We start from the raw sequence: 25,147 nt of genomic DNA, 5'->3' as shown, positions 1-25,147 counted from the left end.
AAACAATGAGCGAACAAAACAAGCCTGTAAACCAGCAGGATCTAGCAGATCCTGAACATTACTATGTGTTTCCGGCCTCGTATGCCCAGCAAAGCCAATGGCTATTTCATGAAATGGCTCCTGAAAGTCCTTTGTACAATCTGCCTTATCTGATTCACATGCAGGGTGCATTGGATAGTGAAGCCCTAAAAAATAGCCTGCAAGCCGTTGTCGATCGGCATGAATCGCTTCGAACTTCATTTCGTATGGAGCAGCATCAACTGGTTCAAGTCATTGCGCTCGAGCAAGCGATTTCTCTGCCAGTCACCTCTATCGATCGTTCATCCGATATCGATCAGGAAGGCTGGATTGAGGCTTGGGCGCTGGCGGAATCCAGTCGATTATTTGATTTGCATCACGGTCCTTTGCTCCGGGCACACCTCCTGAAAGTGTCGGAGGATGAGCATTATCTAGCCATTACCATGCATCATAGCATTACGGATGGCTGGTCGATGTCTATTTTGATAAAAGAATGGCTGGAGTTGTACCGCCATTTTGTTGAGGGTCAGCCAAGCGGTTTATCCGAACCATCGATTCAATATGCGGATTTTAGCGAGTGGCAAAGAGAAAAAGTTGAAGCGGGTGAATTAACGGATCAGATTGCGTACTGGAAGCAGCGGCTGCATGGCTGCCCGGCAGTACTGCAGCTGCCGACCGATAAACCCCGTCCAATCGTGCAAGTGTACAAAGGAGCTTCTTATTCCTTTTCCATTGGTCAGGAGCTGACAGAGGCTGTATCGAGCTTCAGCAGAGAAGCGGGCGTTACGTTATTTATGACTTTACTCGCGTCGTATCAAACGCTGTTGTATCGTTATTCGGGACAGGATGATTTTGTAGTTGGAACGCCAATCGCGAACCGCAATCAAGCCGGAATGGAAGATTTGATGGGTTTCGTGGCTAATACGTTAGCGCTGCGGAGCCGAATCGGAGAGGGCTCCTCATTTAGGCAACTGGTAGAGCAAACCCGCCAAGTGACATTAGAGGCATATGATCACCAGGATGTTCCGTTTGACAGGGTGGTCGATGAAATGCAGATTGAGCGGAGTGCTGCAAGTTCCCCCTTATTTCAAGTGATGTTTGTTCTTCAAAATACGCCAGTTGCGGCTTGGGATATACCAGGTATGATCTGCACCCCGATTTCTCTCCCCAGCAAGAGCGCGAAGTTTGATTTGACCTTGACCCTCGTAGAAGAGGCGAATGGTTTAGCATGCACGTTTGAATATAATACCGATCTTTATCATGAAGAAACGATTCATCATATGGCCATTCATTTCGGACGATTACTTCAGCATGGCGTAGAAGCACCGGATCAATTGCTGACACGTTTGCAGATGGTCACAGTGGAAGAAAAGGCACAAATAGACGCCCGAATGAAACAAAATATGCGTTATTTTGATGCGGAACATGCGATTCATCACTTATTTGAACAACAAGCTGCCCGCACACCTCATGCTGCTGCGGTTGTTTTTGAGGAGGAACAATATACATACCAAGAACTGAATGAAAGAGCAAATCAATTGGCCCAGGAGTTGGTACAACGGGGGATACGCGCAAATTCGCTTGTTGGGATTTGTATGGAACGTTCATTGGATCTGATTGTTGCGATTATAGGTATCTTAAAAGCTGGAGGGGCGTACGTTCCGCTTGACCCGAAGATTCCATCCGATCGATTGCGCTTTATCCTGGAAGATTCACAAATAAAAGTATTATTAACTCAGAGCGCAGTGAACCTAAACGTGCCGTCGCTATCCGTGATACAGATTCAGCTCGATAGCGATTGGAACGCGATCAGCCGGCATAGCAAACGCAATCTGGAGTTGCCGGTGTCTGCGCGCCAATACGCTTATGTCATCTATACTTCGGGGACAACAGGTACACCCAAGGGCGTAGTCGTAAACCATGGAAATGTGACGCGCCTGTTTGCCGCGACGGAAGATTGGTATGGCTTTACGGACCAGGATGTGTGGACGCTTTATCATTCCTACGCCTTTGATTTTTCAGTGTGGGAGATTTGGGGCGCGTTGCTGTACGGTGGAAAATTAGTTGTTGTTCCTTTCTGGATCAGTCGTTCGCCGGAGGATTTTTATCAGTTACTGCAGCAGGAACAAGTGACCGTATTGAACCAAACGCCATCTGCTTTTCGGCAATTGATTGAAATAGCCAAATCAAATTCTCACAGTCGGAGGTTACCATTACGCCATGTAATCTTTGGCGGTGAAGCACTCGAGCTGCAAAGTTTGCGTCCCTGGTTGGAATTGTATGGTGATCAAACCCCGCAATTAGCTAATATGTACGGAATCACGGAAACCACGGTTCATGTTACCTATCGCCGTATTACCTTGGCGGATCTTGAACAACGAAAAGGCAATGGTATCGGTGTCCCCATACCTGATTTACAAGTTTACGTATTGGATCGCCATTTGCAGCCTGTACCGACAGGCGTAGTAGGAGAAATGTACGTAGGTGGAGCAGGTGTCACTCCCGGGTACTTACTGCGGCCTGAATTAACCGCAGACCGATTTATTACGAATGAAGCCGGTGAACGGCTGTATAAGACAGGGGATTTGGCCCGTTATTTGCCGGACGGTGAACTCGAATACCATGGACGAAGCGATCAGCAAGTGAAAATCCGCGGTTACCGCATCGAATTGGGAGAAATTGAGTCCATTCTGGTCCAATATCCAAGCATTCGTGAAGCAATTACGGCCGTGAAGGAAGATCAGCAGGCTGGAAAACGGATTGTTGCTTATGTCGTAGAAGAACAGCCTGAATTACCTCTACAGATTGATGAACTGCGTCGTTTTTTACTTGAGCGGCTGCCTGATTATATGATACCTGCAGCGTTTGTTGAAGTCAGTGCGATCCCGCTCAACCATAATGGAAAGGTGGATTATCTTGCTTTACCTTCACCTGATGATAAGCATGTACCTAGAATCTATGCTGCGCCCCGCACGGATATCGAAAAGCAATTAGCCGCGATCTGGGAGCGGGTACTGCAAGTTCAACCGATCGGAGTTGAAGATAATTTTTTTGAAGTAGGCGGAGACTCCATTTTAAGTATTCGGATTTTGAATGAAGCGCGCAAATTAGGTTACCCATTAACGGTGCAGGATTTATTTCGTTTCCAGACCATTAGCGAATTAGTTCATCATGTAATGGGAAGTTCAAAAGGGATTGAAGATCACCTGCCTGTAACTGCACCATTTCAACTGATTACGGATGAAGATCGCGCTAGGCTGCCTTCCGGAGTTATCGATGCCTATCCATTGACCAAACTTCAAGAGGGCATGCTTTTTCACAGCAGTTACCATCAAGATGCCTTGACGTATCTCAATATCTCCTCGTACTACTTAATGGCTCCCTACCATCCACAAGCATGGGAGCAGGCTATTTCCAGCATAATGAAAGATCATCCGGTCTTAAGGACTTCATTTGATTTGACCGGCTTTTCGCAGCCTTTACAGCTGATACACGAGGATTTACAAACGCCTTTTGAAGTCGTTGATCTGCGTCACCTATCGTCCTTGCAGCAAGAACAATGGTTGGCCGACTGGAAGGAAATGAAAGAAACGAATCATTTCGATTGGACCAAAGCTCCGTTGTTCAAAATCGTTATCCATCTTCGCACGTCGGAGACCTTTCAGTTTACCTGCATCGAACATCATGCCATTTTAGATGGATGGAGTGTGGCATCCTTATTCGCAGAGGTGTTCCGTCTCTATGACATTTTCATGAATCGTAAAGAGAAAAATGGGCACGCACCACAAGCTGAATTCCGTGATTATGTTGCGATGGAAGGTGAAGCCCTGCAGTCTGAGGAGCATCAACGATTCTGGAAAGAGCAATTATCAGCAGCCCCATTCCATGAGATTCCACGTTGGCAACATACTAAAACGGAACAACAGCATCTCATTCGCGAAAAGCGAGTTCAAATTCCCTCGGCTGTATTAGATTCAGCGAAAAGGCTTGCCAGCCAGATGAAGGTACCCTTGAAAAGCTTATTGCTTGCTGCCCATTTCCGTGTGCTGCAGATGGCGACTGGACAGTCGGAGGTCATTACAGGCGTGCCGTTTAATGGACGCACGGAAGGTAGCGATGGTGAAAGAACGCTGGGGCTTTTCCTCAATGCGCTGCCTTTCGGAATTACATTGTCCAAAGGCACCTGGACGGAGTTGATCCATCAAGTATTTGAACAAGAACAATCCTTTTTACCTTATCGTCACTATCCGCTCGCGCAAATTCAGCAGGATTTAGGCGGTAAACCTTTATATGAAGTGATTTTCAACTTTACCCACTTTCATGTACTGGATTCTTTGCAGGAAATGGACAATTTCCGTGTACTGGAGTTTTCAGAGAGAACCTATAACAATTTTGCACTGTCAACAGAGTTCAGCCTAGATCCGTCAGATCAACTGCAATTATTAATACAATGGGATCAGACACAGTTCTGCGAAGAACAAGTTGCATTGATGTTCGGTTATTATGAGAAGGCGTTGGCATCCATGATCAAAGATCCTATAGCCATGTATGACGAACAGGACTTATTGGCAGAAGTGGAACGAAGTCGGATCATGACGGTATTTAACCAGCCGGAGTCTGAAAACGAGCTGGCTGCTTTGCGATCCAAGACCATTCATCAGTGGTTTGAGGAGCAGGCGGCCAAGACCCCTGATTACATCGCAGTTGTTTATGAAGGGAAGCGACTGACTTACCGGGAGCTAAATGAAGAAGCAAATCGATGGGCTCATTTGCTGCGTGAAAAAGGGGTTGTGCGGGAATCGATCGTAGGCATTATGGTGGAACGCTCCATCGAGATGGCTGTTGGAACACTGGCCATTTTAAAAGCGGGGGGGACTTACCTGCCTATCGATCCCGAGTATCCCGCAGAGCGGATTGAATTTTTACTCGCGGACAGCAAGGCCTCCTTACTATTAACCAAACCGGAATGGATCGATCGTTTCCATTACTCAGGCGAAGTAATTGATTTGTGCCGACCCTCTTATGAGACAAAAAATGCGCATAATTTGGCCGATGTGAATGATCCTTCCGATTTGGCCTATATCATTTATACATCGGGTTCAACAGGAAAACCAAAGGGTGTGATGATCGAACACCGAAGTGTAATTCGATTGGTCATTAATCAAGATTTTATCGACTTTTCCCCAGGGTACCGCTTGCTGATGACAGGCAATTTTGCCTTTGATATCTCTACATTAGAAATTTGGGGGCCGTTATTAAATGGGCTAACGCTCTATTTGCTGGATAAAGAGAAATTGCTTGATCCTGACAAGTTTGAGCGTGAGCTAGTGGATCATCGAATTGATATCGTTCATTTGGTATCGCCTCTGTTTAGTCAATTGTCACAGGCAAATCCAGAGATGTTCTCCACGATACGGACACTATTGGTGGGTGGGGATGTCGTATCTACAAACCATGTAAATGTGGTGAGAAAACATTGTCCGAAGCTCAGGGTGATCCATTCGTATGGACCAACGGAAAATACGACGTTTTCGACAACGTATCATGTGAATCGCGATTTTGATGGTGCTCTTCCGATCGGTAAGCCGCTGCGGCACTCAACCGCTTATGTCGTGGATCCAAGTACGGGAATGCTGCGTCCAGTTGGCGTGCCCGGCGAACTATGGGTTGGAGGGGAAGGTGTCGCCAGAGGATACTTCAATCAGCCTGATTTGACGAAAGAGAAGTTTATCGACAGCCCGTTCCAAATCGGGGAAAAAATATATAGAACGGGTGATCAAGTTAGATGGCTCCCTGATGGTACGCTTGAGTTTCTTGGACGGATGGATCAGCAGGTGAAAATCCGCGGTTATCGTGTCGAAGTTAGTGAAATCGAATACAACTTGCTGCAGCTCGAGACTGTGAAAGAAGCCGTCGTCATCGCTAGAGAAGATCAACATGATAAATATTTGGTCGGCTATGTCATTGGCTCGGAGCCATTAACGGTATCGGATCTGCGAGAACATCTCGCAGGGTCATTGCCTGAGTTTATGATCCCGAGCTATTTCATACAGCTTGAACAGATCCCGCTGACCGCGCATGGCAAAGTAGACCGCAAGCAATTACCGGCACCGCAGGCCGGTGGATATCTCGAACAGGAGTTGATCGCGCCTCGCAATGAGTGGGAGACCAAACTAGCCAGGGTATGGCAAGACGTACTCGGTCTCGAGCGTATTAGCGTTCGGGAGTCGTTCTTTGCAATGGGCGGGCACTCATTGAAAGCAACCATTCTTGTCAGTAAATTGCGTAAAGAATTCCAAGTGGAGATGGAGATCAAAGATATCTTCACCTATCAAACGGTAGAGAGGCTGGCTCAGTTTGTGACGCGGGCGGAAAAGCGGGAGCACCAATCCATTCCGGCCGCCGAGCTGCAAGAGCAAGCGTACTACCCGGCATCCGCTGCACAAAGACGAATGTTTACCTTGGATAAGATGGTAGATAACAAACTGCTCTATAACATTCCGATTGCCGTTCGGATTAAGGGGAATTTGGATCTGAAACGATTTCAAGAATGCTGGACGAGAGTAGCGGCTCGGCACGAATCGCTCCGCACCAGTTTTGAACTGGTTAAGGGTGAAGTCATGCAGAAAATACATCCGCCTGTTCCTCTCCCAGTCGATCTCGTTCCGGTTTCACCAGAATCCGAAGATGAATGGGTGCAGCAGTTGGTCAGTCGATCGTTTGACTTGAAACAAACTCCGCTCTTTCAGGCAACCGTTCTGAAACGTACGAACAAGGACTTCATCCTTGTCATGAATATGCATCATATTATCTCGGATGAAGCCTCGATCGGGATCATCCTTCGTGAGCTCATGGCGTTATATGAAGGACTGGCACTGCCGGAGCAACAGATCCAATACAAGGATTATGCAGCCTGGCATAACGAGCTGCTTCAATCCGAAATGATGAAACATCAAGCGGCCTATTGGGTGGACCAATTCACGGGCGAGATTCCGGTTCTCCAATTGCCGACAGATTTCAAGCGCCCTGCTGTCAAACAATACGATGGGGATTCCGTATCGTTTGTTGCAGATGCATCTCTATTCGCTGGTATAAGGCAGCTAACCGATAATACGGGCACGACCAACTATATGATCTTACTCGCAGCATTCAATGTGCTGCTGGCTAAATATAGCCGACAGGATGATATCATCATTGGCACTCCAATTGCTGGCCGAACACATGCAGATGCAGAGAGCGTAATTGGAGTGTTCATCAATACCCTGGCCATTCGTACAAATCCTAGCAGCGATAAGACCTTTTTACAGTATGTTGAAGAGGTGAAATCTAAAGCATTAGCGGCGTATAGTCATCAAGATTACCCGTTCGAACACTTAATTGATCAATTAAAAGTAAAACGGGATCCCGGCAGAAATCCGTTATTTGATGTCATGTTTTCCATGGAGTATCCGGATATACCGCAAAGCAGTACCGGCGCAATCCGTTTTGAGCCCTATGAGACACCTTATCCGCTCGCTAAGTTTGACCTGAGTCTATATGCGCAAGAAACCGATGAACAGCTCCGGTTTACGTTTCAATATTCAACCGGGTTGTTTACCCAAGCAACGATGGAACGGATGGCTGCGCACTACGAGCTCATTCTTCGATCCATCACCGCTCAGCCAGAGAAGCGTTTGGCGAATATCGAAATGATAACCCAAACAGAGAAACAACGAATCCTTTTCGATTTCAACGAGACCGAGGCCGAGATTCCAACTGACCGTACCATTCATCAGTTATTCGAAGAACAAGTGCTCAGAACGCCAGATAACATTGCGGTTGTTCATCGAGAAGTCAGCTTAACCTATCTTCAATTGAACGAACGGGCCAATCGGCTGGCTTGGCTGCTTCGGCATCAAGGTGTAGCTGCCTCTACAATCGTAGGGTTGATGGTAGAAAGATCGGTTGAAGTGGTTATCGGCATTTTAGCAATCTTAAAAGCCGGTGGGGCATATGTCCCTGTAGATCCGGAGCTGCCACTGGAACGAGTTAGCTATTTATTAGAACATAGCGGTGCGGAAGTGTTGATTACGCAAGGCAGTCTGATTGATCAAGTCGAGTACCAAGGTAAGATTGTAGATATCCATGATCCTACAATGGCCACACTGCCAACGACGAATCCGGAGAGTGAGAATCAGCCGGATGATTTGATCTATGTCATCTATACATCCGGTAGTACGGGTAAACCAAAAGGCGTGATGCTGGAGCACCGGAGTATGGTCAACTATGCTGCGTGGTTTACGGAGACGGCGAAGCTGACTGCTGATGACCGTACGATCCTGCTTTCTTCGTACGCATTTGACCTTGGCTATACCAGTCTGTATCCATCGCTATTAAATGGATGTGTCATTCATATCGCCGATAAAGCATGGGTACAGAATCCGGAGACTTTATTAGCCTACTTGGGTGAACATCAAATTAGCTTTATCAAAGGGACGCCGTCGCTATTCCGTATGATGCTGCATGCCTCTCCAGATCATTGGCGTAAAGCATGTGAAGCCTTGCGTTTAGTGGTTCTAGGCGGTGAACAGATGCATGCGGGTGAAATAAGAAGCTTCCTCCAATCGTATTCGCATGTTCAGGTGCTCAATCATTATGGGCCAACAGAAACCTGCGTCGGTGCGGTTGCAGTCTTTGTCGATGCAGAACAATTAACAGATCGAAGCAGTGTACCCGTTGGAAAACCGATCAGCAACGTTAAAGTATACGTACTAGATGCGCAGCTTCAGCCTGTACCCATCGGGGTACCTGGCGAATTGTTTATCTCAGGTGCAGGGCTAGCGAGAGGTTATCTCCATCGTCCAGATCTGACGGAAGAGCGATTCTTAACCAATCCGCTCGTTGCTGGAGAACGAATCTATCGCACCGGGGATATTGTACGTTTATTGCCGGACCGTAGAGTCGAATTTCTTGGCCGTGCCGATCATCAGGTGAAAATTCGAGGATATCGGGTAGAGCTCGAAGAAATCGAAAGTCAATTGCTTCTTCATCCGTCGATTCGTCAAGCAGCGGTCATCTGCAAGGAAGGTCATACCCTGATTGCTTATATCGTCTCAGAGGAAGAGCTTACGCTGATCGCGTTGCGGGATTATTTGGCGCAGAAAGTACCCGACTATATGATACCAGCACAATTTGCGGTATTGGATCAGATGCCGATTACGCCAAACGGAAAGGTCGACCGCCGTGCCTTACCTGAAATCGAAGCAATCCTCAACTTAGAAGCGGAGCATACAGCACCAGCAGATCAAGTCGAACAAGATTTAATTCAGATTTGGGAGCGGGTGCTCTGGATTGATGGTGTGGGAATGCATCATAACTTCTTTGATATCGGAGGGAACTCCATGTCATTGATTCAAATGCATAGTCTCATTGAGCCTCTATATGCCAACGTGACGGTCACCAATTTGTTTGCTTACCCATCGATTGCACAATTAGCGGCGTATATCCGTCAAACCGCATTCCAAGATCATAACCCGATTATTCAAGCCATTCCCTATCCTGAACCATACTTCGTCGTGGACGCCGGACAATCGAATGGCACATTGAATTTCACCATTGAGGGTGAAAGGTTTGCATCTCTCAAAGAGATAGCAGGAAACATGCAGGTTAAGCAATCGGAATTAATGCTAGCTCTCTTCCTATATCTGCAAGCGGAGTTGAGTGAGCAGGATCAAATTACGATCCCAACGATTGCAGGCTGGAACGATAAAATCAGTTTAGTAACCATCGAGCTTAGTCAAATGGAGCAGATTTCAGATCTGTTCCAACAGGTGAAAACACAGTTAAAAGAAGCGGAAACCCCGAATTATCCGCTAATTGATCTCGCGTTTATGAAGACAGCGAAGATTGAAAATGGATTAATCCCTGGTTTTATGACCAGAAGTGCTTCGATTTCAGAAATGCGATTCGCAGAGAAATGCGACCTGCTTCTCGTGTTACACGAGCATCCCATGCATCTGTATGTGGAGTGTATGTACAATGCCTGTTTAAACAAAGCTAAAATACTGGAAATGATGCAGCAGTATGTACAAGTCGTTCAATCGTTGATGGAGCAGCTTGAACCGAGTAAAGGATGAAAGGAAAATAATTTCGTAACTTGATCCAGTCGATAAATAAATGCATCGACAAGGACGAAGACAGTTCTTCACCGAGCTTACGGTAATAGGCGGAAGTGAAGAACTGTCTTGTCTCTTCGTTGCTGCGGCGGAAGGGGAAGATGACTACAAGATGAATTTCTCCTTATTTAGACAACGTGGTTTTGCGCTATTAATTTTCTCAGAGGCGACATCTTTATTCGGGACGTACTTTTTGAATGCAGCGCTCGCGCTGTATGTGTTGAAACTAACAGGATCACCGGAGAAGTTTGCGTCTATCTTAGCGTTAGGGATGGTTCCCTACCTCATCGTAGGTCCAGTTGCGGGAGTATTGGCGGATCGGTTCGACAAGAAGAAATGGATGATTTTGCTGGATGCATTGCGGGGTCTGCTTTGCATTAGTTTATTTGCCTTTAGCTTTACAGGGGCGATCAGCCTGCCTTTGATCTATGTCACGGTCCTATTCATTTCTACTTGTGAAATCTGCTATGGTCCTGTTTTTATATCTCTGCTGCCCAGTATAGTCAAAGAAGAAGAGCTTGTATCTGCCAATTCATTTGAGAAAACGATTAACGAAACCATGAAAATACTCGCCCCTTTTCTTGGAACCCTCGTATACAGCTTGGTAGGCATAGGACCCGTTTTGTTGGTGAATGGACTTACCTTTTTGATCTCCGCTTTGGCAATCCTATTTATGGTCATCCCAAAGGTGGAGAGTATAGTAACCAGGCAGATTCATTTATTTAAAGATATGTGGGACGGATTCAAGGTATTCTTTATAGACAAACGAATCACTTCAATCGTTTCTAATGCGTTTTTAACTCATTTTTTTATGTATCCGTTTATCTTATTAGGCTTTCCTTATATTATTGTCACAGTACTAGGCGGTAAGGGAACAGATTATGGAATTGTAGAAAGCATTTCAACCATTGGATCGATCTTGGCTATCTTTACTGTGCCTCCTATGAAGAAATTTGGAGTGGCCAACAATATTGGAATAGGTATCCTGGGTATGTGTGTCCCAGTTATCCCATTGTTGTTGTTAGGTAGTCCGGATTTTATCCAACTGTTAAAAGAACATGAATATTATCCTGTGATCTTTTTTGGCCTGATCAGTTTTCTGCTTTTCCTTGCATTTAGTTTTTACCTGGTATTTTTTGCTTCCTTTTATCAAACGGTGGTCCCAAGGGAACTATTTGGGCGATATGGAGCCGGAATGATGGTGCTAAACGGGCTCGGGAGATTATTTGGGTTTCTGATTTTTGGCTATTTATTCAGCTTAGATTCATTACTGTTTGCGGTGGTTTTCTTCGGGATAGGCATGACTCTGAAAATTGTGGTGCATATTCCGTTTATGAGCATGACAAAGAAGTTAGAGCAACAACAGAAGCAGACGGTTTAAAGGGACAAGGGGGTGGAGTAACCGTGAATGCAAGGCAAGCGGGGTCAACACTGCACGTATACTGGGTACAACTCCCTGAGAATATAAACCTTTCAGAATGGATCGATGATCTAGGTTTATTAGATACAGAAGAAAGAACGACCTATGATCGCTATTTGGTAGATCAAAAGAAGATTGAATTTTATACGGGAAGATTGCTGCTTAAAAAGATACTAGGTCAGATGCTGCGAATACAGCCGGAGAAGATCGCGTTTAATAAAAATCCATTTGGAAAATTATATTTGCACCCAAGATGTGTCAATGAAGCGGGAACGAATCCCATCTTTTTTAACTTGTCCCATTCGAAAAGGATGGTTACCTGTGTCCTTTCCTCATTTAACGAAGCAGGCATTGATGTTGAAGGAATGAACAAAAATCCTCTAGAGCTCATGCCCGTCGTCTTTGTAGCCAAGGAGCGATTACTTATTGAAGCAGAGCTAACCTTTGACAAGAAAGTAGAGGCGTTTTACAGGGTTTGGACACGCAAAGAAGCCGTAATGAAGGCGGTTGGGAAAGGTTTTTCACTTCCGCCCTTGTCATTTGCGGTTCCTGTTCACGGTGAAAGAATCAAGGATGAAAATTACCACTACTATACCTTCCAACCGATCGATGGTGAAATCATATCAATTGCTGTACGGAGGACCGAGGAAGCAGAGGTGGATTTTGATTGTAAGGAAGTTGCATTTGCGCATCTGTTGTCCAGCGGGTTTCAAATTTAAAAACGGTGAAACGGCAATTCGGGAGAACTGGGCCTGCTCATTGCGATTCGGTCGGTGACCATCGAAAAACGTCGAGTGGCGAATGCTGTCCTAAGATATAAGTGTTTAAGAACTCAACTTTGAAGGAAGTGAATCGATCTTAAGAAAGTAAAATACGCATTCTTATTACGGAGGATTTTATCCATTAAGTGCTTTATTAAATAGTTTGTCTTAAAAATCTATAAATCTTAACGACTCTTCATGCGATAGGTTTTTGTCGCCAATAATAAACTCGAACTTATTCAAAGTATTCTTATCGTCAAAGTGTAAAGGATTTACTAATCCCTGGACATCTTTAATAACCATGTAATGATTCCCTCCTCTATCGGTAGTTTGAATCATTTTATGAAAAAAAGCTCCTCTAGAGCGGTAATCCAACTTTAGAGAAGCAGAGAAAAAGGTTATGTACGTATGGTACTTAATTAGCAAGTGAAATACCAATTAGAAAAAGTTAACGGGGATTATAATTCACTTATTTCTGTTTAATTTTCTAATACTTTTTGAATTTCATGATAAAGGGGTTTTAACAACAAATCTTATGATATTGTTCTAGTGGATGCTAAACAGCGAAGTATGCTTGGATGGGGTGATGTTGATTAGGAGTGGCTTCACTGGGGCGTTCGTTAACCGGCATGTGGGTGTGGGATCTGATTCGGCTTGTTAATTACATCTGCGAACGTAAAGACTGCGATGCAACGAAAATAGGCTGCGCCGGCTTATCAGGAGGCGGCCTGCAAACGCTGTGGTTGGCTGCAATGGATGAATGGATCCAATGCGCGATCGTCAGCGGGTACTTCTACTTGTACAAAGATTCTTTACTCAAGCAGTCCCATAATTGCGGCTGCCTGCCTTAAAGCTTTGGCTGTTGGGACAGCCCCTTTATTCATTACCGCATTTTGTATGTGTAGTCTTGATCATTACATGAAATGATTATTTCTAATGATTTGTTATCCTTCGATGCTTCTTTTGGTAAATCAGCAATGAAATGCAAGGTTACTGAATGGCTTGAAAGAGTCGACGTCATCTTCGCCATGACGAATGGGACGCATTCAGGTGAAAAGCAAAGTTCGGGCAGGGGACGGAGTCTACGATCTTTTGCCCGTGCAACCCGAAGCATACAAGCTCTCCGTTTGTGACGATTGTCATCCCGTTTTCATGATAAGCGAGACTAATCGGCTAAAATACGCTGTGATAAGATCAATTCATAAGAAAACGAGGGAGTGGTCAGAATGGTCGGAAAAGCAGGTATATTTTGCGGATTATGTATTCTTGCAGGTGGAGAAATCGGCGGTTTATTAGGAGTAAGAGAACAAGGTTACGAAATAGGTACTGCTACATGTACAGTCATAATGGGTATTGCGGTCCTATTGAATCAAAAGCTACGTCATCATGATCGCAATAACAACCGCGTATAAAAGTGGCTAAAACTCCGTCAAGAGATCGCGCATTCTTGTTCGCAATGGGGATTCGATCTTTCAATAAACACTGAACGAGGCTGCCGACATTAATTCGGAAGCCTCGTTATACTATCGAGCACGGCGCGAGCAACGTGGGATTGCTGGGCGATGTCAATGTCGAGTAGTACGAAGACAAAGCTTCTATCGAATCGGCACGTTTAATCGGAGCTACCTTATAAGTGGGTCGAAGTTAATCGCCGAACCGACAGAGTGGGAATTGGTACCCGGAATTGTTTGTGAGCGAATGTTTTTTCAGAGAGCTTAATGAGACGTCATAATAATCCGCCGTAAGGCTAATGACTCCTACCAGTGGAATTTCTGCTGGTAGAAGTCTGTTTTTTGCCTTACTAAAAATGCCTAGAAAGGATGCACGATAAGAATGGCCCCGCTTGTTTTATTCGGAACGCTGGTTACGCATCTATTTGGCGGGTCAGCGGACCGCGAAGGGACTACCATCCAGATGGGAGGCATCTTGGCTGAAGCGCTTGGGCGCACGCTAAGAGTCAGCACCAAGGATCGGAATATGCTTCTGATATACGGAATCAGCGGCGGCTTCGGTTCGATATTAGAACACCGTTTGCTGGAGCTGTGTTCAGTTTGGAAGTGCTCGCGATTGGGTTAATTTCCTACGAAGCTTTGATCCCGACATTTACCAGTATGGTAGGTAATCTGGTAACGACTTTGTTCTGGGAGAAGCAGTCGCAACTTAGAAGCTATTTATTGATGTGGATGGCCAGGATGAGCAAGGACCCCGTCTTTACATTTTAATGCGGAAAAGCTACGGGGTCTCAGATAAACTTCAAACGCCGAGAGAGTAGGGAACAAGCGGGATTCCTCGATCGTGAGCCGAATATGTCTTGCTGAGACTGACGTGAATCGGCAAATGCGCTTGTAGCCAATGGTCGTGCATTCAGTGAGAGGTTTCCAAGTAGCTTGATCCAGATATTCCAGTTTCAGTTTTTCGATTCGTTGACCGGTTAACACATGCTCTTTTAGGACGATCGTGTCAAAGGTCTGCTCCTGATTTAAATCAATTTCGATCGAGGCATGCTCCGTGCCTTCGCGGGGGCACCAAAAGGTACTTTTGTTGCCGTCAAACAGACGATCGACCGCATGGTTCTGGTTGAGTATTTCCGTTGCCGATGCGTGCGCATGCGAAGCAAGATTATGCTGGAACGTAGAACGGATCGTCTGTCCGAGCTCTGCCATTCGTTTCGCATCGTTTTCATGAATTAGTCCACGCTTATCGGGAGGGAGATTCAGGAGGAACGTCGCATTTCCGCCAACTGATTTATAATAGATATTCAATAGCTCCTCCAAGCTCCGAACCTGTTCGTCCTCGGAGGCGTGATAGAACCAGCCTGGCCGAATCGATGTATTCACCTCGGCTGGATACCAGATCAGCTTGTCTTTCCCGTCGATGGCTTCTCTGCTGCCTAAATTCTCGTCGCGGGAATTCGCGCGCTTGGAGAATTCGCCGTCGTCTACATGTTGCGAATTTTCTTGAATTTTTTCGCAATCCTGCAGCTCAGCAGGAACGACGCTCCATTCGGACTCTCGAGTATGCCCCGCCTCGTTGCCGCACCAACGAACATCCGGACCGCAGACCGATATCACCGCGTTTGGTTGACATTCGCGTATGACCTCATAGTAACCATCCCAATCATAAACCTGCTTTAGACCATTTGGCCCCTCGCCGCACGCGCCATCGAACCAGACGCAGAAGATGTCTCCGTATTGAGTCAGTAATTCGCGCAATTGATCTTTGAAATAGTCGTTGTACAACGAAGAACCGTAACGCTGATCATGGCGGTCCCATGGAGACAGATAAACCCCGAACCGGATTCCACCTTCGCGGCAAGCATTAGCGACTTCCTTAACAAGATCTCCGTTCCCCCCGCGCCAAGGGCTGTTTTTAACCGAATGCTCCGTGAAGGCGCTAGGCCAGAGGCAGAAGCCGTCGTGGTGTTTGCAAGTTAGAATTAACCCTTTCATTCCGGCTGACTTGCAGACGTCCACCCATTGTTTCGCATCAAACTCCACGGGATTGAAGATAGCCGGATCCTCGTCTCCCAACCCCCATTCTTTATCCGTATAGGTGTTGACACCGAAGTGAATAAAGGAATAAAATTCCAGTTCCTGCCAGGCGAGCTGTCTTGCGGACGGTACGATTCGGGCTGCGTTTTGGATCTGTGAATTCATATTTGACTCTCCTTTTCGATAGCTGTTTAATTGATCAATAGCTCCACTTCGTAAGCGTCTAACGTTAACGAATTTACGAAGCTTGTGCCTGATAGAAGCCCGCAGGCAGGGGTTTCGAGCTTCACGGTTTGTGTGGCACCGGTTGTATTCACGTAGAGTATGGAGCCGTCTTCCAACGTACGCGCGACTACTCCGATTGGAGTGGCGGGACCGGGCTGGATTCCAAGCGCTGGATAGAAGGATCTTAGGAGCCGTTCAAGAAAATGAGTATTTGCAGGTATAGCGACGTAGACAGCTTCGCCCTTACCATACCGGTTCCGCGTTACAGCCGGTGACTTTTCCAATGTGTTGGAGAATGTCGCCAGGATTTGGGCTGTGCGGACTTCAAGTATTTCATAATAATCAATATCCGGTTGATATTCGCATCCGTCAAGGAAAATGCTTGGTTTCTCACGTTCCAGGCCGAGCTCCGTTTTCTCCAGACCCCCTGCATTCTCTGCAGGGGTATGGCTTCGGGTTCTCATGAATGCGCCGGTGCGAATGCCGAAGACGTCGCTGAGCGCTCCGGGCAACGGTGTGTCGAACACGCGGTTGTGCTCGTCGACTTTTGCCGAATAGGCGGTCATCACAACGGTGCCGCCGTTCTCGGCGAAGGAGCGGATGGTGGCTGCCGATGCCGGGTCCATTACGGCGTGTCCCGGCACGATCAGGATTTTATAGTCCATTCGCAGCTGGCGCAAATTCACGATATTACAGTCGAGATTGGTAACCAAGAGGGCTTCATAGGCGTGCAATACTTGCTGCGTATATTCCGTCTTGTAGAAGCTTCGGTTGCCTGCCATCACTTTCAAGCTTTCATACGAATAGGCGATGGCGATCTCGGGCCGGGTCCTTCTTGGAAGACCGCGATCCTCCAATAGATTAAATTCCTCGGCAATCTGTTTGAACTCCTCGTACTTCCATCCCGGAACGCCGTCATGATCCACTAGACCGAACAAATACTGTTCTTCGCCGCCCAGCATCGAACGCCAGGTCCAGGCGCACACCGCTTGAGCTCTGTGAACGAGGGAAAGGTAAGCGTACATTCTCATAGCTTTTCGAGGTGAACCGTAACCTCCGAAGTCTCCGGTTTGGAATTCAAGGCACCAGATCGGCCGGTCTAGTTCCCCTATCCGGTGATCCATGAAGAAGCATGCCGCTATCAAAGCTCTACGATCTTCCGGATTGGTGCCAGGATAGAATCCGATCCCGGGAAGATCGATAATGTCTTCGTATTGCTTCAGATAGTCGAACCCGTAACCGGGGTTTTCGGACCAATGGTTCGTCGATTCCCGCACATCCGGCGCCAATTGTCTGACAAGCTGGCTTAAATCGTGCATATAGGTCAAGGTTTCGTCGGAATAGAAGCGCCACATGTCCAGTAATCGTTCCGGAGGGCCTTGAATGGAGCCGGAAACTGGCAATACGACGTCGTTAAAGCTGTTCAGCTTGCGCGACCATCGTTGAGTTGTCCACGCCAGGTTCAGTTGTTCGATGGTGTTATATTTGTTCCTTAACCAAGCCTCGAAACGGTCGCGGGCCTTGTAGGAATAAGACGGCGAGCCCGAGCCGAGTTCGTTGCATAAGCCAAAGGCATAAAGCGCCGGATGATTGCGATAGCGACGTACTAGTCGTTCTGCGAATTTGAATGCATATTCCTGAAAAGTCGGATGGCCGATGTCATCCATATATCTCGTTTGCGCTTCTAATCGAATACCGTTCGGATCCGAAAGATCAATCTCGGGATATTTCTTATGCAGCCATGTCGGCGCGGGGCGAGTCGCGATATCAAGGACGACCTTGATACCCGCTTCCTGGAAAAGATCCATTACTTCATCGAACCACTCGAATGTATAATTTCCCTCGGCAGGTTCAAAGCTATCCCAGCACAAATGACCGAGCCGGACGATCTTGAACGAAGCCTTTCGCATGAGATCAATATCTTGTCTCCATCTTTCCGGGGGCCAATCATGCGGATGGTAATTGGTTCCTGCAAATAACAAAGCTATCACCGCCATATAAAAATATTCAAATACATGAGGTATCATAATCTGTGCGATTCTTAAATGAAATATAAGATTTGACATCAAGCATATAAAAAAATGAGTTCGATTTATATCGGCCAATATATTTATATAATTCTCTTATTTTTGATATATATGAATTCTGGCGGAGAAAGATATACTAATCCCAGATTCGTTAATGGGAGGTCATTGGATGAAAAACAGGTTGTTGACTAAGCGGGTGTGGGTTGGGCTTGTAACGGGAGTTGCCCTAATGTCCGTTGTAGGTTGCAGTTCGGCTTCGAAATCCGAGCAAAATGCGCAGTCGAACAATGAGGACACGGGAAGCCCCAAAGAGGTGACGATCTCCTTGGGGAGGGTCGTAGGCTCTGATAACAAATTCAAAAACGGAGAGACCATCGAAGATAATGTTCACACCAGATGGGCCAAGAAAAAATTCGGCATCGACTTCAAGGTCGATTGGACCGTAGGAACCGGGGATGCTTACAATACGAGGCTGCATCTTCTGCTTACTTCGAATGAAAAGCTGCCGGACGTCTTTACGTTGAACGATCAGACGCTGGAGAATCAGGTGGTTGATTCCGGAAAAGTCATGGATATTACCGAAGCATTCGATAAATACGCCTCCCCTCGGATCAAAGAATTATACGCCAAGTACCCCGAAGTTTGGAACAGCGTATCGTACGATGGCAAACACTACGGCCTTCCTACGTTCAATGCCTTGAGCTCCTTCAGCGTGCTTTGGATTCGCAAGGATTGGCTGGATAAACTGGGACTGCAGCCGCCGAAAACGATCGAGGATATGGAGAAGGTTATGGATGCATTCGTCAATCGGGATCCCGACGGCAACGGAGTCAAAGATACCATCGGGTTGTCCATGTCCCTAAAAAAAGGCGTAACCGCCGTAAAGGATTCCTACATGGCATCAAGCGATTTCTTATTCGGCCATTCGGCTATTCCGACCTACTGGTCCGAGGGAGCAGACGGAAAGCTTCAGTATGGTTCCGTGCAGACGTCAGTCAAGGAGGGGCTCGCGAAGCTTAGCGACTGGATGAAGAAAGGCTACCTCGATAAGGATGCAGGGACGATGGATGAAGCCAAGGCGGCGGAAAGTTTCGTGCAAGGAAAATCCGGCATTGTTTTCGGACCCACCTGGATGCCGCAGTATCCATTCAACAGCGATATGAAATTCGATTACGAGCCGGTGCCGATCCCGACGGGGATCGACGGAAAGATGGGGTTCGGGAGCGAACCGCAGTCTTCCGTTCGATTCTACTTCAATAAAGATTTCAAAAATATGAAGGCTTTCTTCGATTATCTGGATGCCATAATGGGGCCAGGCTTCTACGATCCGTCCTCCGAATTCGCCAACGGTTGGGCGGAGGGATACGATTATGTCCTCGTGGACGGCAAGCCCGTATATGATCCGAATAAAATTCCGGGCGGTTGGATCGATGTGAAGAAGTACACGATCTATGGAAACGATATCCAAACACCGAAAAAAGAACTTGAGGTCATGTCGAAGCTTGGCCGGGGAGAAACGCCTGAAACCCCGTACGAAAAGTATTTCTCCAGCAGGCCGAAGAAGTGGGCGGAAGCGGCTGCGGTACTGCAAACCTATATCGACCAAGCCTCGGTCTTCGATCAGTTTACCGGACCCCCGACGGAAACAATGGCTCAGAAGGGTGAATTGCTTCGCAAGATGGAGGATGAAACCTTCCTGAAAATTATCTACGGCCAGGAACCTGTCGATTCGTTCGACAGTTTCGTAGCAAAGTGGAAGGCGTCCGGAGGGGACGATATTACAAAAGAAGTGAATGAGTGGTACCAAGAGGTTCACGAATAAAGGCGTTTATTTAAGGTGGGCCTTACGAATCTCGTTCGTACGGCCTGCCGTTTCTAAACCATGAACAGAGGAGATGTCTTGAATGATGGAGATCAAGAATGGCAGGAGAAGAGGGATTCGGCAACTTCCTCTGCATTTGCTCATCCTGCCATCCGTAATTGGTTTGCTCCTGTTTAGTTATTACCCCATGGCGGGGCTCGTCATGGCTTTTCAGGATTTTAAGCCCAGACTCGGTTATCTCCATTCCCCATGGGTTGGCTTGAGCCATTTTGAATATATGTTTACTTATCCGGACAGCGTTCAAGTGATATGGAATACGCTGCTAATCGCTTCGCTCAAGATAGCGGCTAATATCGTGGTTCCGATCCTATTCGCGCTGCTCCTCAATGAAGTGCGCGCCTTGTTTTTTAAGCGATTCGTCCAGACTCTCGTTTACCTTCCTCATTTTCTTTCCTGGGTTATCTTGGGCGGCATCTTGACGGATATGCTTGGTAACAAAGGGATCGTGAATCACTTTTTATTCGATCTGGGGGCCGATCCCGTCTTTTTCCTTGGGAACGGGACATGGTTCAGAATTACGGTCGTTGTTAGCGATATCTGGAAAGAATTCGGATTCTCCACGATTATCTATCTTGCGGCAATGAGCGGTATCAATATGTCGTTGTACGAAGCAGCGGAAATGGACGGCGCGGGCCGTTTCAAGCAAACCTTTCATGTCACCTTACCGGCGCTGGTACCGGTAATTCTGGTCGTCGGAACGTTGGCGCTGGGCAACATCCTGAATGACGGCTTCGACCAAATTTTTAATTTATACAATCCGCTCGTCTATCGGGAAGGAGATATTATCGATACCTTCGTATATCGGATCGGCCTCATGAACGGTTCGTTCAGCTTCGCAACTGCCGTTGGCTTGTTCAAGTCCGCCGTCGGTCTCGTTCTGATCGTCCTGGCTTATCGGCTTGCCTATCGCTTTGGCAATTACCGAATTTTTTGAGTAAAGGAGGCTAATCGTATGTATCGAAAAACAATCGCGTATCGATGGTTTACTGGGTTGAACACGACCTTGCTGACGCTGATCTCCATTCTGTGCATATTGCCGCTTGTCCATGTTGCGGCCGTATCGCTCAGTTCAAGCTCGGCGGCAAGCGCCAACCAAGTTTTTTTTTGGCCGGTCGGCTTTAATGCGGAAGCCTATACCCGAACGCTTGCGAATCCCTTATTCTTGCATTCGCTGCTCTTATCCGTGGAGAGAACGCTGTCGGGCACTTTACTCTCTATGGCGTTGACCGTGACGGCGGCCTACGTTCTATCGCGTTCGTTTTCCGGACGAGCTTTTTATTCCTGGTTTTTCGTCTTTACGATGCTGTTTAACGGCGGTTTGATTCCCACGTATTTGGTGGTGACGAATCTGAACTTGACGAATACGGTTTGGGCTCTGATTCTGCCTTCTGCCGTTAACGTCTATAATACGATTCTGATGATGCAATTTTTCCGTGCGATACCCAAAGAGCTGGAGGAAGCGGCTCATATGGACGGCGCCGGGTATTTGCGATCCCTGCTAACGATTTATCTTCCGTTATCTCTTCCATCCTTGGCCACATTATCGTTGTTTGCGATGGTATGGCACTGGAATTCGTGGTTTGACGGATTGATTTATATTACCGATTATCGACAATACCCGCTTGCTACGTTTCTGCAGACAATCATTCAGGGCGGCGACATGCGAAGTACGAACATCGATCCCGGGACGCTGCAGGCGTTGTCTGAAAGAACGGTTCGTTCTTCCCAAATTCTCATCGGAGCATTACCGATCTTGCTTGTTTACCCGTTTTTGCAACGCTTTTTCGTTCACGGGTTGACGATGGGGGCCGTGAAGGAATAAAGTTAGGCAAAAACCAGGGAGTCGAAGAGGATGAACAGCCAGGAACGCAGTCTTTTTTCCAAACTAGTCGTTTCACTCATTTTATTGCTACTTCCCGTGCTGATCTTGTTGTTGTATTCCAATAGAGAAAATGAAAAAGTAATCACCGGGCAGATCAAGCAGTCGAGTATCAGTCAGCTTTCGACCTTGTCCATGCAGATGGACAATGTACTGCTGCAACTCGAGACCTTCTCGCGAATTTTGATTCGCGATCCGAACGTCATTGAATTTCAGGATTTATCCTTGCTAGATTCCGGATATTACGATCGAATCAAAAAAATCAAAACCATTCAGGATAAGCTATACCTGCAAAGCGCCTCAGCGGATTGGGTTCACGATATTACCGTTTATTCTCCTCGATCCGGGCAAACGGTATCGACCGTTGACGGCGCTGCATTCGATCCGGAGCGTCTGCAGAAGCTGAGCAACAAAAATTGGAATTTTGTTTTGCATGATGGGAAGGCCGACGAGCAGGCTAAGCTGATCCATCTGACTGTCGAACCGTACGTTAAGGAAGGCGGGATCGGAAAGGCGAATTCGATCATCGAAATTAGCTTTGACTTGCGCAATATCATCCGAACTTTAGATCAATTTAAGTCTCAAGGCAACGGTGAAGCCTTATTTTATAAGCCGAACGAAATTTCGTTATCGTCAAGTTCCTGCCCTCCGATTCTTCTTCGGGAAGCTGCGTTCGCCTTAAAGCGAACGCAGCTGGCGGATCAGGGCGACATGATTTTTCAAGTGAATGGCATTTCCTATCTCCTTGCTTATTCCGAGGTGCGGGAACTCGAGGGATATGTAGTAAACATGGTTCCGCTATCCGAGATTCTGACCCCGTTGCATACGACCAATCAATTCTCCTATCTCGTCCTTGGATTGCTGCTCATCGTTGGCATAGCCGTATCTTGGGTGCTTTACCGCAATGTCCAGGTTCCCTTGCGCGCGCTTGTCAAGGGAGTGCAATTTATCAAAATGGGGAATTACAGATATAGGATCTCGCTGCGGGCTAATAATGAATTCCGGCTTATTATCTCTAGATTCAATGAGATGGCGGAGCAGATTCAGCAGCTCATCGAGAACGTGTTGAAGCAGCGCCTGCATGCGCGGGAAGCTGAACTCAAACAATTGCAATCGCAAATCAATCCGCATTTTTTATACAACAGTCTGTCGTATATCATCAGCATGACCAAGCTGAATCGAAAAGACGCGATTCTGGAGATGGCTTATCATTTGTCGGATTATTATCGCTATGCGACCCTGGTCGAGAATCAAATGGTCAAGCTCGAGGAGGAGCTTAAGAACGCGGCGGACTATTTAAGCATTCATCGGATGCGGATGAATCGAATCCACTTTGAAATAGATGTGAATAACGATATGATGGGCGTTGACGCTCCTCGATTAATCCTTCAACCCATTGTCGAGAATGCTTTGATTCACGGAATCGAAGCGCTGGAGGGCGAAGGGCTTATCTCGATTACGGGCTTTTGCTCGGCTAACGGGTATTCACTGGTCGTAGAGGACAACGGAGGGGCCATGACGAGGGAGCGGCTTTCTATTTTGCAGAAGATGTTAACCAGTTCCAACGATGAATGGTCGGATAGCTGCGGATTACGGAACGTGCATCGACGGCTTCAGCTGCGTTATGGATATGAATCTGGTTTAAGGCTGTCGATAAACGCTGCTTCGGGACTTCGGGTGGAGCTTCTTTGGAGAGAGGAGGGCGACGGTGAAGCTGCTGATTGTTGACGATGAGGAGCATATGGTTGAGAGCATGATCGCAAGCATAGCTTGGGAAGAGACGGGAGTTACCGACGTCTTTCCCGCCTTTTCCGGCAGGCAGGCCCTTGACGTCATCGACAGGGAGGAGCCGGACATTGTCATAACCGATGTTCGGATGCCCGGCATGAGCGGAATTGAGCTCATACGCGCGATCAAAAGCAAACGGCCCCATATTAGATGCATGCTGCTTACAGGTTATGCAGAGTTTGAATATGTTCAAGAAGGGTTGAGGCAAAAGGCTTCACATTATCTGCTTAAGCCCGTCAAGGATGCCGAGTTGCTCGCTGCCGTGAAAGAAACGGTTGACACGTTGCTATTGGAACGGGAGCGGATGAGGGAATACGTACAGTCGAAGGCGATGGCGTACCGCAATCTGCCTTCCTTGCGTTCCAATTTACTCAACAATCTGATTCAGGGACGATTATGGCCGGAACGTAATTTAGCCGAGCAACTGCTTTTATATCAAATCCCGGTTCGAATCGGCGACACCGTATCGTTGATCCTGATTCGCATCGAGGATTACGACCATCGTTACCGTCCTGCTGATATGATTGTGATGGGCTTTGCCGTGACGAACATTATCGAGGAATTGCTGGCTAACGTTTACGAAAGCTGGAACTGCGAGGATTTGTACGGCCATATCTTGTTCGTCGTGAATTGCAAAGCGGGGATGAGGAACGAGCGAGATCTAGAGCGACTCGCAGACGATATGCGGCGAATCGTCAGTCAATTGCTTCATCTGACCATTTCCGTCATTCTGTCACCGCTAGGAACGTTTCCCGCCTTCGTCGAAGATCTGTACCAACGCTGCGTGGCCACGGTACGTTCTCAAATCGGTTACGACAGCGACCTTGTGGTCCGGCTTAGCGGAGATAGCGAGAAGCCGGTGTCCCATGTCGTTGCCTCGTTATATTCACCGCCTTTGTTAGCGCACTTGCTCGAGGCAGGAAATTGGAGTGCCGCAAGCGAAAAGCTGGAGGAAATATTCTGCGAATGGCGGAGAAAGTATTCTGGTTCGAAGGAGCATTTGTCCGAGATTCATTATTCGTTGAAGTCTGCGTACTCCTACTTTGTGCACAAATGCGGTAGACTGCTCGCGGATTATGATTTGCAGGCGGAAATGGATATAAAAGGCGCGGGTGAACTGGAGTATTGGGCCAAAAGCATGCTGGACAGGCTGCAGGGAGAGATGAACACGGAGTTATCCGAATCCCGTCATTCGCTTGTGGCTCAAATCCAGCAATTCGTCCAGGAGCATTTATCGGAAGATGTCTCGCTTCAGGCTATAGCCAATCACGTCTATATGCATCCCACGCATGTATCGAAAGTATTCAAACGAGAAACAGGGGAGAATCTTTCCGACTACTTGCTGCGATTGCGGATGGAGAGGGCCGTATTTTTGCTAAAGGAAAGCCGACACAAAATTTATGAAGTGGCGAGCCTTTCAGGCTATAGAAACCCGACGTATTTCATCAAGGTGTTTAAGGAACATTTTGGCGTTACGCCGCAAGAATTCAGGGATTGATTCC

General features: G+C 47.0%; 12 protein-coding genes. 10 read left to right on the top strand and 2 right to left on the bottom strand.

Going from position 1 to position 25,147, the window contains the following annotated elements:
• The first annotated feature begins 5 nt into the window (after positions 1-5).
• The 5 genes from BMZ79_RS24985 to BMZ79_RS24960 all read left to right on the top strand — a co-directional run bounded on the left by BMZ79_RS24985 (position 6) and on the right by BMZ79_RS24960 (position 14,429).
• A complete protein-coding gene (locus BMZ79_RS24985) occupies positions 6-10,133 on the top strand; it encodes a non-ribosomal peptide synthetase (protein ID WP_177222325.1) in 10,128 nt (3,375 codons plus the stop codon).
• A 40-nt stretch (positions 10,134-10,173) separates the two neighbouring features.
• The gene (locus tag BMZ79_RS24980; RefSeq protein ID WP_090645480.1) at positions 10,174-11,553 is read left to right on the top strand and encodes an MFS transporter; all 1,380 of its coding nucleotides are present in this window, start codon (positions 10,174-10,176) and stop codon (positions 11,551-11,553) included.
• 23 nt (positions 11,554-11,576) lie between these two features.
• Entirely contained in the window at positions 11,577-12,311 is a 735-nt protein-coding gene (locus BMZ79_RS24975) for a 4'-phosphopantetheinyl transferase family protein (RefSeq protein ID WP_090645477.1), read from the top strand.
• A 1,268-nt stretch (positions 12,312-13,579) separates the two neighbouring features.
• On the top strand, positions 13,580-13,765 hold the full coding sequence (locus tag BMZ79_RS33780; protein ID WP_143089073.1) for a hypothetical protein: 186 nt from the start codon (positions 13,580-13,582) through the stop codon (positions 13,763-13,765).
• A 421-nt stretch (positions 13,766-14,186) separates the two neighbouring features.
• Positions 14,187-14,429 (top strand): chloride channel protein, encoded by a 243-nt coding sequence (locus tag BMZ79_RS24960; protein WP_371263791.1) that lies wholly within the window; start codon positions 14,187-14,189, stop codon positions 14,427-14,429.
• A gap of 95 nt (positions 14,430-14,524) precedes the next feature.
• On the opposite strand, the gene BMZ79_RS24955 is transcribed toward BMZ79_RS24960, so the two are convergent.
• Together BMZ79_RS24955 and BMZ79_RS24950 are read right to left on the bottom strand one after the other, a co-directional pair.
• Positions 14,525-16,009: an alpha-L-fucosidase gene (locus BMZ79_RS24955; RefSeq protein WP_090645466.1), complete on the bottom strand. Its 1,485-nt coding sequence runs from the start codon at positions 16,007-16,009 to the stop codon at positions 14,525-14,527.
• 26 nt (positions 16,010-16,035) lie between these two features.
• The gene (locus BMZ79_RS24950) at positions 16,036-18,096 is read right to left on the bottom strand and encodes a beta-galactosidase (RefSeq protein ID WP_177222324.1); all 2,061 of its coding nucleotides are present in this window, start codon (positions 18,094-18,096) and stop codon (positions 16,036-16,038) included.
• Between the two features lie 169 nt (positions 18,097-18,265).
• Between BMZ79_RS24950 and BMZ79_RS24945 the strand changes: the two genes are divergently transcribed.
• From BMZ79_RS24945 to BMZ79_RS24925, 5 genes are all read left to right on the top strand, one after another.
• Positions 18,266-19,918: an extracellular solute-binding protein gene (locus BMZ79_RS24945; protein ID WP_177222323.1), complete on the top strand. Its 1,653-nt coding sequence runs from the start codon at positions 18,266-18,268 to the stop codon at positions 19,916-19,918.
• A gap of 82 nt (positions 19,919-20,000) precedes the next feature.
• Positions 20,001-20,912 carry an ABC transporter permease gene (locus BMZ79_RS24940; RefSeq protein ID WP_090645457.1) on the top strand — a complete coding sequence of 304 codons (912 nt, stop codon included), beginning with the start codon at positions 20,001-20,003 and terminating at the stop codon, positions 20,910-20,912.
• A gap of 18 nt (positions 20,913-20,930) precedes the next feature.
• Positions 20,931-21,800 (top strand): carbohydrate ABC transporter permease, encoded by an 870-nt coding sequence (locus tag BMZ79_RS24935; RefSeq protein ID WP_090645455.1) that lies wholly within the window; start codon positions 20,931-20,933, stop codon positions 21,798-21,800.
• 30 nt (positions 21,801-21,830) lie between these two features.
• On the top strand, positions 21,831-23,585 hold the full coding sequence (locus BMZ79_RS24930; RefSeq protein WP_090645453.1) for a sensor histidine kinase: 1,755 nt from the start codon (positions 21,831-21,833) through the stop codon (positions 23,583-23,585).
• Positions 23,566-25,143 (top strand): response regulator transcription factor, encoded by a 1,578-nt coding sequence (locus BMZ79_RS24925; RefSeq protein ID WP_090645450.1) that lies wholly within the window; start codon positions 23,566-23,568, stop codon positions 25,141-25,143. Before BMZ79_RS24930 ends, BMZ79_RS24925 begins: the two co-directional genes overlap by 20 nt.
• The last annotated feature ends 4 nt before the right edge of the window (positions 25,144-25,147 follow it).

Origin of the sequence: Paenibacillus sp. UNC496MF, from assembly GCF_900113915.1 — a bacterium.
Lineage (GTDB): Bacteria > Bacillota > Bacilli > Paenibacillales > Paenibacillaceae > Paenibacillus_Z > Paenibacillus_Z artemisiicola.
The sequence above is the reverse complement of the archived record's forward strand: the minus strand, read 5'-3'. Positions and strand labels throughout refer to the sequence as shown.

Bases quoted from the DNA above. Each gene is read 5' to 3' on its own strand.
- BMZ79_RS24985 (WP_177222325.1), top strand. From the start codon at position 6: ATGAGCGAACAAAACAAGCCTGTAAACCAGCAGGATCTAGCAGATCCT.
- BMZ79_RS24980 (WP_090645480.1), top strand. From the start codon at position 10,174: ATGCATCGACAAGGACGAAGACAGTTCTTCACCGAGCTTACGGTAATA.
- BMZ79_RS33780 (WP_143089073.1), top strand. From the start codon at position 13,580: ATGGTCGGAAAAGCAGGTATATTTTGCGGATTATGTATTCTTGCAGGT.
- BMZ79_RS24960 (WP_371263791.1), top strand. From the start codon at position 14,187: ATGGCCCCGCTTGTTTTATTCGGAACGCTGGTTACGCATCTATTTGGC.
- BMZ79_RS24955 (WP_090645466.1), bottom strand. From the start codon at position 16,009: ATGAATTCACAGATCCAAAACGCAGCCCGAATCGTACCGTCCGCAAGA.
- BMZ79_RS24950 (WP_177222324.1), bottom strand. From the start codon at position 18,096: ATGATACCTCATGTATTTGAATATTTTTATATGGCGGTGATAGCTTTG.
- BMZ79_RS24945 (WP_177222323.1), top strand. From the start codon at position 18,266: ATGAAAAACAGGTTGTTGACTAAGCGGGTGTGGGTTGGGCTTGTAACG.
- BMZ79_RS24940 (WP_090645457.1), top strand. From the start codon at position 20,001: ATGATGGAGATCAAGAATGGCAGGAGAAGAGGGATTCGGCAACTTCCT.
- BMZ79_RS24935 (WP_090645455.1), top strand. From the start codon at position 20,931: ATGTATCGAAAAACAATCGCGTATCGATGGTTTACTGGGTTGAACACG.
- BMZ79_RS24930 (WP_090645453.1), top strand. From the start codon at position 21,831: ATGAACAGCCAGGAACGCAGTCTTTTTTCCAAACTAGTCGTTTCACTC.